Origin of the sequence: Phreatobacter sp. (assembly GCF_030691135.1) — a bacterium.
Taxonomy (GTDB): Bacteria; Pseudomonadota; Alphaproteobacteria; order Rhizobiales; family Phreatobacteraceae; genus Phreatobacter.
Genome location: NZ_JAUYFA010000021.1, coordinates 1 through 6,882, shown reverse-complemented (window position 1 = coordinate 6,882; position 6,882 = coordinate 1). Strand labels below are relative to the sequence as shown.

Here is a 6,882-nt window from a genome sequence, read left to right as displayed (position 1 = left end):
TGGTTGATTGCCGCCGCAATCTCATGCAGTGACGAACGCCTTCAACCCGTTGGCCGCCTGGGCCACCCGGGCGAGATCCGACGCTCCTCCAGAGAACGGGGCAACGCCGCAAATGCTCTATTTGACGCCTTACATTATGGTAGCGGCGATGAAGCGGCTTGACGTGCCGACGACCTAACAGACATCGGCTTTTGGGCCCTGGGCCGAAGTTCCGAATGTCTGCTTGCGGATGCATGAACACACCAAAGACTTCAAATAGACGCCCAGCATGTGCTGCCACCCATTGCGAGCCTGGCAGATGTCGGTCGACGACCGGGCGCGTACGCCAGACGCAAGGAAGCGCCTCCGGTGAGACCGGCCTGACCTGCACCGGGCAAATTCACGGGTCACGGCCAAACTCGTTCCGATAATAGGTCTTGAACAAACGCCAATGCGCGAACCCCCACCGCATGGCGATGCGCTTGACATTGGCTTGAGGACCGATTGCTGCAATCTCGTCGTGTACCTGCTTCAGGCGCAGCCGCCGCAGATGCTGCATGGGCGTGCAATCGAACTTGTCCCTGAACGCCAATTGGAGGGAACGGACGCTGATGCCGACTGCGTTTGCGACGTCTTCTACGACGATGGGTTCGTGCAGGTGGGCAGCCATGAAATCGATAGCCCGCATCAGTTTCGAGGCTTCCACGGAGCCGACGGCGGAGTGCACGTGTTCCGAGTAGCTATGGTGCAGGAAATTGACGACATACTGCATGATGGCGTCGACTGTACTCGATATAGCCAAAGGACTTGCGCCGAATTCAGGCGAACGCGTGGCTGTCTCGTGCAAGCTATGCAAGTATGACGCAAAGAAATTCTGGCGCGGGTCTGACAATGAGAAAGTCGGCTCGAAAACGACCCTCTTCTTGAGGAGGTAACCTAGGTTTCGAGCTACGGCCTGCTCGATCATCGGGTATGGCACCGACAATTGGGTGCCTGACCATCCGCTGCCCACTTGACCTCTCGTCACCTGACGCATGTCGATGACGGTCCCGAAGCCGAGACGAGAATGATGGGTATCGTGACCTGCGCGCGTGACTGAATGGCAGTCCGAGCGGGGGACAACGATCTGCACATTCTGAGACGGTATCTCGGTTATGAAGCTGTAGGCTCCATCCGATCGGGCACTGAGCAGCGTCAGGCCGGCAAAGTGATAGAAATCCGCGTGCCAGACCGAGAGGTTCTCCTGGCTCGTGAGGCGGTGCACCTGGCCCCACTGCCGGGCGAAAAAATGCTCGACCGCGTCAGCCGAATCGCAACGAGCGCTATAGGCCACGACAGGGATTTCATTCATTCATTCCGCGCCCCCGTCTGATCCACCAACACGATAGAAAACGCGCGTTTCGTATTCAACAGAACAAATGCGCAAATTGAGGCACTTTAACGAAAACCGATTTCAGCGATTCATTCACGACGTTAGATCATAATAATCATACCGCAGACGAGAGAGCGTGATGATTATCCCCTTTCCAGACGTGATAAAAACCCCAAAACTTCCCACCCAGTGCCTCGTAAATTCAGCAAAGGAATTGTTATCATTCACGGAACAATTGGTTTCTTACTGCGATGATGATGAAGCTCGCGTGCATTTTATGCTAAGGAGTCAAGATATTATCACCCGAATCGAGACAATGGCAGCTGAGTTATTGTCCTACAAGGCAAAGCGAGCCTTCGAAAACCTAGCCCGCAGAGGTTAGTGTATTCTCCAGCCGCTGATCCGCGATGACTTATGACATCTCGACCCTCGCAAAGCGGACGGGTGTTTCCGTTTCGACGATCCGCGCCTGGGAGACCAGGTACAACCTGATCCGTCCTGCGCGATCCTCGGGAGGTCACCGGATCTACGGCACAAGCGATGCCGAGCGGGTCGCATTGTTCAAGGAACTCACCGACCTGGGTCATCGACCCCGCGACATTGCTGCCCTTGCAACCGACAAACTCGCGAGAATGCGCGCCACGGAGCCGGCAGAGCCGCTCATGTTCGCGCAACTCGCCTCCGCCTTGGAACGTGCCATGCGGCAACGGGACCGTGGCAGCTTCCAGCGGCACTTGGTCGCCGCTTTCGGACTCCTCCCGCCAATCGACGCCGCCGGCCTCTATTCATGGTGCCTGCAAGAGATCGGCACGCTTTGGGAAGACGGCACCTTTTCGGTGGCCGATGAGCACATCTTCTCCTTCACGGCGAGGAACGTGATCATCGCGGCCACTCAAACCCGACCGACGCTTCTCGATGCCACCCCCATTGGCTTTGCCACTCTCGAAGGAGAGCAGCACGAACACGGCTTGCTCACCGGGGCCTTTCTAGCCTCATGCGCCGGGATGCAGACGGTTTATTTCGGAACATCCGTTCCTATCAGCCACCTAGCGAAAGCCGCCCATCAAGACGCAATCAGGGCTCTCCTCATCAGCGTCGTCCACGTCGAGGAAATCGGCGACGTCAGCGCCAAGGTGCAGGGACTCGCCCAAATGCTCGATAATGGCACGGAACTTTGGCTGGCCTGCGCGGCCTGCTGGAGCGCGAGCTTCTCGGCGATCATGGGCGTCACGGTGCTCCACAGCTATGCCGAACTGCGGGCCAAGCTCGCGATGATCCGCTGAAGCCCCGTCAACCCACCAACGCCTCGGATCAGTTCCCCGGCGGGAAGTCAGCCATGACCCGGCTTTTCGGCGCGAACAATGGATCTCGCGGCCATAGACCGCGTCTTGCGGACCGACACTGCGTCGGCTCGCTCCATCGCCCAGTCGTAGCTCCACTGATTTCAGGATGGGGGCCTGCATCGCCAGGATCACCGGAAGCAATTGTACAGGCTCAGGCTATACCCGATCTCTACAAGATATAACTTCAGGTTCGATGCGTTACAATTCCGAAAAATTGGCATATATCCGCAGACTTGACGTTAATGCTCAGTTTAACTGCGATGTTCAATGTCGTTTAAGCGATATTTCCGCAACGGAACACCGAGGATTTTCATGCTCTTCCACTCTGATTCCGCATCCAAGATGGCCGCCCTGGAACGATCGCAGGCGTTCATCGAGTTTCGCCCCGACGGGACAATCCTCGCGGCGAACGCCCTGTTCCTCCAGACCCTCGGCTATGAACTGAAGGATATCGTCGGCAAGAACCACGCGATGTTCCTGACCCCGACCGATCGGGGATCCGACGACTACAGACGCTTCTGGGACGAGTTGCGCACCGGACGGTCTCACGTGGCGGAGTTCAAGAGGGTCGCCAGAGACGGGCGTGAGATCTGGATCCAAGGCTCCTACAATCCGGTGCTCGACCGGCGCGGGCGGACCGTCAAGGTGTTCAAGATCGCCAGCGACGTCACCGAACGCAAGATGCGCGAGGCCGATGCGCGCGGGCAGCTGGCAGCCATCGGTAAGGCTCAGGCGGTCATCGAGTTCGATCTGTCCGGCAAGATTCTCACCGCAAACGGCAACTTTCTGGCGACGCTGGGCTATCGGCTCGATGAGATCGTCGGTAGGCACCACTCCATCTTCGTCGATGCGGCCGAGCGCAACCTGCCCGCCTATGCGAGCTTCTGGGCAGCGCTCGGACGCGGCGAGTATCAGGCCGCACGCTACCGTCGGATCAGCAAGTCGGGTGGCTCGGTCTGGATCCAGGCAAGCTACAATCCGATTCTCGACCCGGACGGTCGCCCCTACAAGGTCGTCAAGTTTGCCACCGATATCTCCGACCAGGTCGCTGAACAGGAGCGACGTGTCGCTGTCGGCAAGGAGATCGACAGAAACCTCGAAGGGATATCCGAAAGCGTTTCGTCAGCCTCCCACGAGGCGACAGAGGCGGCTGCGGCCTCGACGCAGACCTCCTCGAACGTCCAGGCGGTCGCTGCCGGCGCCGAGGAGCTATCGGCCTCGGTCGGGGAAATCCGGCGACAGGTGGTGCAGGCACGGGAGATTTCCGGGCGTGCCGTGACGCAATCCAATGAGACCAACCAGATCGTCGGTGGACTGTCTTCGACGGCGGCCAAGATCGGCGAGGTGGTGAAGCTGATCAACACGATCGCAGACCAGACCAATCTCCTGGCGTTGAACGCGACCATCGAGGCCGCCCGTGCCGGGGAGGCCGGCAAGGGATTCGCCGTCGTCGCCGCCGAGGTCAAGAGCCTCGCCAGCCAGACGGCCCGCGCGACCGACGAGATCAGCTTGCAGATCAACGCGGTACAGCAGGCCACCCAAGCCGCCGTGGGCGCCATCGGCGACATTGCCGAGACCATCACGACGATCAGTGAGATATCGACATCCATCGCGTCCTCGGTCGAACAGCAGTCCGCCGTGACTTCGGAAATGTCGGAGAACATGCGCGTCGCCGCCGAGGGCGTGTCGGCGATCTCCAACAGCATGAACGCCATCGCGCGATCGACGGCGGAGATCGATCAGGCGACGAAATGCGTTCGCGCAGCGTCCAGTGGCCTTGCCTGAGAGAGGAAATGAAACGATGTCTCGCAAACTCAAACCTCGGACTGCCGCCCTCATCGATCAGTCGAAGACCAACCTTCACGCATTCGCGTCTCTCATCGAGCGCGTGAATGAACTGCGCAAGTCGTCACTGCATGACGACATGCCGGACGACGAACTGGTGGCGCTCGCCGCCAACTTCACGGCCGCGATGGAACATCTTCTGCTGGCGAACCTGCAATATGCGACATGGACCATCCGAGAAGTCAGGGATTCCGTCGATCTGGTCGCGGTAGGACCCACCGAGCAGATCGAACTGGGACCTTGCTTCACGCACGCCAACAGTCCGTGCAGGACCATCAGCTTCACGGCGGCTCTGGCGCGGCGGCAGAAGCCTCTGAACTGAGGTTGGTTGCGCGCTCCCCGCGCGAAGTCCGGTCTCGGCAACATCGCCCCTGGTTCGCTGGCAAGCCGGACCGGGGGCCGTCTACAACAGGGCCGGATGTGGCAGGCCGTTGAGGTCGTGCAGCATGGCGTCGAGCTGCCGCGCATCGAAGGGTTTCTTGAGACTGGAGAACCGACGGTCGTCGACGATGCGCGATACATCCGCCGAAATGATCACGATCTTCGTGTCGGGGCTGATCGCTCGAATGACACGGGCCGTCGCCAGACCGTCGAGGCCGCCCATGTGCAGGTCGATGAACACGAAGTCGGTGGGAGCACGGGCAAAAAGCTCGATGCCCTCCACGCCATCGGCGGCTTCGGCGACGTCCACCCGGAAGATCGAGCGATCGAAGATCCGCCTCATCAACCGGCGTGCAGTGCCGCTGTCATCGATGAGCAGAGCGGACGACCGCGCTCTCACCTTCTGAAATGCATCAAGCGCTCGATGGACGTCCAGCGTAGCGACGGGCTTACCGATGAAATCATAGGCCCCGAGGGCGCGCGCCTCGCTTCGATCGAGCGCAGTCCGGCTGCCCGACACCACGACGACGAAGGTTCCCATGCCCTGTTCTCGCGCCGCGCGTACGGCATCAAGACCTGACGACGTCCCGAGAGCGATGTCGACAAAGGCGAGATCGTAAGCGTTCGTCGCCAGCTCGCGAAGAAGATCCTCGCCGCGGGACACGATTCGGACCTCGATGGGATAGGAATAGCCCGCGAGGGCCACCTCAAGACGGGCCCGGCACCCCGGATTGTCCTCGGCGATCAGTATCGCCCACGAACCGTCGACGAAAACAATGTCAGATGCCTCGGCCGGGGCCGATTTTCCGTCCGGTATCATGCTCGATCCAAGTTTCCTGCGGCAGTCCGGCCCGGGCTGCCACCTATGACAATGGGCACCCCGACACGGCTCGCGTTCCGTCGGGATTGCCCGCAAGATCGGGGTTAGGGACCGGGGGGAGCATCGCTGTGGCCTCAGGCGTGCCGCACGGTGGCGAGGAACGTATCTACCTGCCGCTTGAGGCGCGAAGCCTGCGAGGAGAGTTCGCCCGACGCGTCAAGGACCTGGCCTGCTGATTGTCCGGTCGCCACCGCCCCCTCGTTGACTGCAACGATCGACGAAGACACTTCCACCGTCCCTCGGGCAGCCTCCTGGACGTTGCGCGCAATCTCGCGCGTCGCGGCCCCCTGCTCTTCCACCGCCGCGGCGATCGCGGTCGCAATGTCGGCGACATCGACGATGGTCGCGCCGATGGCCTGGATCGAGGCCGCCGCCTCGCGCGTCGCGCCCTGCATCGCCTGAATTTGAGTACCGATGGCCTCGGTGGCTCGGGCGGTCTGACCCGCAAGAGCCTTGACCTCGCTGGCGACAACCGCAAAGCCCTTGCCGGCCTCGCCTGCCCGCGCCGCTTCGATCGTGGCGTTGAGGGCAAGCAGGTTGGTTTGCTCGGCGACTGCGGTGATGAGCTTCACGACCTCGCCGATTTTCGATGCTGCGTCCAGCAGTTCCGTCACCTTGAGGTCGGTGGTCTTGGCTTCGGCGACGGCGGCATTGGCCTTCTGCATCGAATGCTGGACCTGCCGGGAGATCTCTTCCACCGAGGAGGTCATCTCGTCGGTGGCGGCCGCCACCGCCTGAACATTGCCGGAGGCCTGTTCGGATGCGGCCGCGACCATCCCCGACCTCCCCTGGGTCGCCTCCGCCGTAGTCGCCAGCGTCTGGGCCGCCGCTTCGAGCTGGGTCGAAGCCGACGTCACCGCAGAGACGACGTCGCCGACCGTCCGGTCGAACTCCTCGACGGCCGCGGCGAGGACGATGGCACGGTTTTCCTTGGCGGCGCGGTCTTCGGCCTGCTCCGTCGCGATCCGCCTCGCCTGGAGGGCGTTGTCGCGGAAGACCGCGAGGGCGCGGCTTAGATCGCCGATCTCGTCGGCCCTGTCGGAAACGACGACGGGCGTGTCGAGGTCGCCGGCGGCGACGCG

General features: G+C 61.3%; 6 protein-coding genes. 3 read left to right on the top strand and 3 right to left on the bottom strand.

The features are described from left to right. Positions 1–379: 379 nt before the first annotated feature. On the bottom strand, positions 380–1,330 hold the full coding sequence (locus Q8O26_RS03415; RefSeq protein WP_305573494.1) for a helix-turn-helix transcriptional regulator: 951 nt from the start codon (positions 1,328–1,330) through the stop codon (positions 380–382). Positions 1,331–1,758: 428 nt separating this feature from the next. Between Q8O26_RS03415 and Q8O26_RS03410 the strand changes: the two genes are divergently transcribed. The 3 genes from Q8O26_RS03410 (at position 1,759) to Q8O26_RS03400 (ending at position 4,861) form a co-directional block, all read left to right on the top strand. Continuing rightward, positions 1,759–2,634 carry a MerR family transcriptional regulator gene (locus Q8O26_RS03410; protein WP_305573492.1) on the top strand — a complete coding sequence of 292 codons (876 nt, stop codon included), beginning with the start codon at positions 1,759–1,761 and terminating at the stop codon, positions 2,632–2,634. A 372-nt stretch (positions 2,635–3,006) separates the two neighbouring features. Continuing rightward, positions 3,007–4,479: a PAS domain-containing methyl-accepting chemotaxis protein gene (locus Q8O26_RS03405; protein ID WP_305573490.1), complete on the top strand. Its 1,473-nt coding sequence runs from the start codon at positions 3,007–3,009 to the stop codon at positions 4,477–4,479. Positions 4,480–4,495: 16 nt separating this feature from the next. After that, positions 4,496–4,861, top strand: a complete 366-nt coding sequence (locus tag Q8O26_RS03400) for a hypothetical protein (RefSeq protein ID WP_305573487.1) — start codon at positions 4,496–4,498, stop codon at positions 4,859–4,861. Between the two features lie 81 nt (positions 4,862–4,942). Here the strand turns inward: Q8O26_RS03400 and Q8O26_RS03395 are convergent, their stop codons facing one another. Together Q8O26_RS03395 and Q8O26_RS03390 are read right to left on the bottom strand one after the other, a co-directional pair. Further along, positions 4,943–5,740: a response regulator gene (locus Q8O26_RS03395; RefSeq protein ID WP_305573485.1), complete on the bottom strand. Its 798-nt coding sequence runs from the start codon at positions 5,738–5,740 to the stop codon at positions 4,943–4,945. Between the two features lie 134 nt (positions 5,741–5,874). Continuing rightward, positions 5,875–6,882 (bottom strand): methyl-accepting chemotaxis protein (locus tag Q8O26_RS03390; RefSeq protein ID WP_305573483.1); only part of this gene is annotated, 1,008 nt, incomplete at its 5' end.